This window comes from Methyloceanibacter marginalis (assembly GCF_001723295.1).
In the GTDB taxonomy this organism is placed as follows: Bacteria; Pseudomonadota; Alphaproteobacteria; order Rhizobiales; family Methyloligellaceae; genus Methyloceanibacter; species Methyloceanibacter marginalis.
In genome coordinates this window covers 1-3,135 of record NZ_LPWD01000084.1, presented here as the reverse complement: position 1 = coordinate 3,135, position 3,135 = coordinate 1, and the positions used below count along the sequence as shown (strand labels likewise).

Genomic DNA, 3,135 nt, shown 5'->3' with positions numbered 1-3,135 from the left:
GTCATCATCACGGCGCTGCCCGGCGTGGCGCCGGACGCCGTCCGCGCCGAGATCGAAGGCGCGACCCTGATCATTACCGGCATGAGGCCCCTGCCATGCGCCGGCCGCCGCGCCAACATCGTGCGGCTCGAGATTCCATACGGCCGCTTCGAGCGCCGCATCGCGTTGTCCGACCGGCTGCAGCTTGCCGCCCGCGAGCTGCAAAATGGTTGCCTGATTTTGACCTTTACGAAGACCGGCTAACCTTAAGACCGAAGTCCAGACCATGAACGACAGAGAACAAAGTCTGAAAACCGAGCAGGCAGCTCCCGCCGCGGAGACGCGGAGTGCCGCGCCGGCGCGCGAGTCCGTGTCACACCCGGAGCTGCCCGAGGGCGCACTGATCCTGCTGCCCACCCGCAACGCCGTGCTCTTTCCGGGCATCGTGGCGCCGCTCATGGTCGGCCGCCCGCAAAGCATCGCCGGCGCCCAGGCCGCGGCGCAGAGCGAGAAGCCCATCGGCGTTCTCCTGCAGAGCAACCCTTCCGCCGACGCCCCCGGCCCCGATCACCTCCACCGCGTCGGCACCATCGCCGAGATCATGCGCTATGTGACGGCGCCGGACGGCAGCCATCATCTCGTGGTCCGCGGTACGCGCCGCTTCAAGGTGCTCGAGTTCCTGGACGGCTATCCGTTCCTTGCCGCGCGCATCGAGGAGATCGGCGAGGCGGAGGCATACTCCACCGAGCTTGCCGCGCGCGTGCATCAATTGCGCGAGCGGGCCCGCGAGGCGGTCGCCTTGCTGCCCAGCGTGCCGGACGAGATCGCCGGCGCGATCGAGCAGCTGCAATCGCCGTCGCAATTGGCCGATTTCATCGCCAATGTCGTCGACATCAGCCCGCCCGAAAAGCAGAGCCTACTCGAAACCTTCGACGTCTCGCAGCGCATCGACAAGCTGCTGCGCGAGCTCGCCCAGCAGATCGAGGTGCTGCGCCTGTCGAAGCAGATCGGCGAGCAGACGCAGGAATCGTTGAGCGGCCGCCAGCGCGAGCACATCCTGCGCGAGCAGCTGCGCCAGATTCAAAAGGAGCTTGGCGAGGGCGAGGACAGCCAGGCCGAGATCGCCGATCTGCGCGAGGCGGTCGACAACGCGAAGATGCCCGAGGAGGCCGAGACGCAGGCGAAGAAGGAGCTGAAGCGGCTCGAACGCATGCCCGAGGCGTCCGCCGAGCACGGCATGATCCGCACCTATCTCGACTGGCTGATCGAGCTGCCGTGGTCGAAGCTCTCCGAGGAGACCATCGATATCGCCGAGGCGCGGCGCATCCTGGACGAGGACCATTACGGCCTGCCCAAGGTGAAGCAGCGCATTCTCGAATATCTCGCGGTCCGCAAGCTGAATCCGGACGGCAAGAGCCCCATCCTGTGCTTCGTCGGCCCGCCCGGCGTGGGCAAGACCTCGCTCGGCCAGTCGATCGCGCGCGCGATGGGCCGCGAGTTCGGCCGCATCAGCCTGGGCGGCGTCCATGACGAAGCGGAGATCCGCGGGCACCGGCGCACCTATATCGGCGCGCTGCCGGGCAATATCGTGCAGGCGCTGCGCAAGGCCGGCACGCGGAACCCTGTGTTCATGCTCGACGAGATGGACAAGCTCTCCGCCAGCTTCCATGGCGACCCTTCGGCAGCACTTCTGGAGGTGCTCGACCCGGCTCAGAACTCGACCTTCCGGGACAACTATCTCGGCGTGCCCTTCGACCTGTCCAAGGTGATGTTCATCGGCACCGCGAACGTGCTCGACCAGATTCCGGGGCCCTTGCGCGACCGCATGGAGGTCATCGAGATCCCCGGGTACACCGAGGAGGAGAAGGTCGAGATCGCCAAGCGCTATTTGGTCAAGCGCCAGTTGGAAGATACCGGCCTCACCCCGGAACAGCTGGAGATCAGCGAGGACGCGATCCGCGCCATCATAACCGGCTACACCCGCGAGGCGGGCGTGCGCAATCTGGAGCGCGAGATCGGCGCGATCCTCCATCACGTCGCCATGCGCGTCGCCGAGGGCGACACGTCCCATATGCGCATCGCGCCGGAGGATCTCCACGACATTCTCGGCGCGCGGAAATTCGAGAACGAAGTCGCCATGCGCACCTCTGTGCCCGGCGTGGCCACGGGTCTCGCCTGGACGCCGACCGGCGGCGACATCCTATTCATCGAATGCGCCCGGTGCCCGGGAACGGCAAGCTGATCCTCACCGGCCAGCTCGGCGACGTCATGAAGGAGAGCGCGCAAGCCGCGTTGTCCCTGGTGAAGCGCGCGCCGAAATGCTCGGCATCGATCCCGGCCTGTTCGAGAAGTCCGACATCCATCTGCACGTGCCGGCGGGCGCCATCCCCAAGGACGGGCCCTCCGCGGGCGTCGCCATGTTCATCGCGCTCACCTCGCTCTTGACCGGGCGCACCGTGCGCAACGACGTCGCCATGACCGGCGAGATCTCGCTGCGCGGCCTCGTGCTGCCCATCGGCGGGGTGAAGAACAAGGTGCTGGCGGCGGTGCGTGCCGGCATCACCACGGTGATGCTGCCGGAGCGCAACAAGAAGGACTACGAGGACGTGCCGGAGTCCGCGCGCGGCGAGGTCCAGTTCGTCTGGATGTCGACGGTGGACGACGCCATCGCCGCGGCGCTCGCGCCGGCGAGCCAGGCGGACAAGTCCGAGGTCCCCGACCTCCCCGACGATGAGCGCCGCGCGAGCTAGCGGCTAGTCGCGGCCGATCTCGTCGTCGGGCGGGTCGTCTTCCAGCGCGCGATAGGACGCGCCTTCCAAATCCTCGAACTGGCCCGTCTCAGAGCCCAGAGGAAGGCCGCGAGACCGAGCGCGCCCAGCACCAGCGCCGCCGGGATCAGCCAGGCGAGCGCGGTCATCTGCGCCCTCCTCCTGCGAGCCGTGCGGCGTTCAGGGTCACCAGGATCGAGGAGCTCGACATGACGACGGCCGCGATCAGCGGCGTCACGTATCCCGCCATGGCGAGCGGTACGCAGATCGTGTTGTAGACCGCGGCCACGCCGAAATTCTGGAAGGCCATGCGGTGTGCCCGGCGGCCCACGGCGATCGCCTCGGCCACGGGACCGAGCTTCGCGCCTTGGAACACGAAGTCGGCGGC

General features: G+C 67.5%; 2 protein-coding genes and 2 pseudogenes. 2 read left to right on the top strand and 2 right to left on the bottom strand.

Going from position 1 to position 3,135, the window contains the following annotated elements; translation table 11 throughout:
- Both AUC71_RS03925 and lon read left to right on the top strand, forming a co-directional pair.
- On the top strand, positions 1 to 243 hold a 243-nt coding region (locus AUC71_RS03925; RefSeq protein ID WP_141701435.1), incomplete at its 5' end, for an Hsp20/alpha crystallin family protein.
- A 22-nt stretch (positions 244 to 265) separates the two neighbouring features.
- A pseudogene (gene lon / locus AUC71_RS03920) lies at positions 266 to 2,729 on the top strand (endopeptidase La).
- Here the strand turns inward: lon and ccoS are convergent.
- Both ccoS and AUC71_RS19175 read right to left on the bottom strand, forming a co-directional pair.
- Positions 2,726 to 2,896 carry a cbb3-type cytochrome oxidase assembly protein CcoS gene (gene ccoS, locus AUC71_RS03915; RefSeq protein ID WP_425283350.1) on the bottom strand — a complete coding sequence of 57 codons (171 nt, stop codon included), beginning with the start codon at positions 2,894 to 2,896 and terminating at the stop codon, positions 2,726 to 2,728. The pseudogene lon and the gene ccoS overlap by 4 nt on opposite strands.
- Positions 2,893 to 3,135, bottom strand: a pseudogene (locus AUC71_RS19175) (heavy metal translocating P-type ATPase); the annotation flags it as partial. The gene ccoS and the pseudogene AUC71_RS19175, both read right to left, overlap by 4 nt.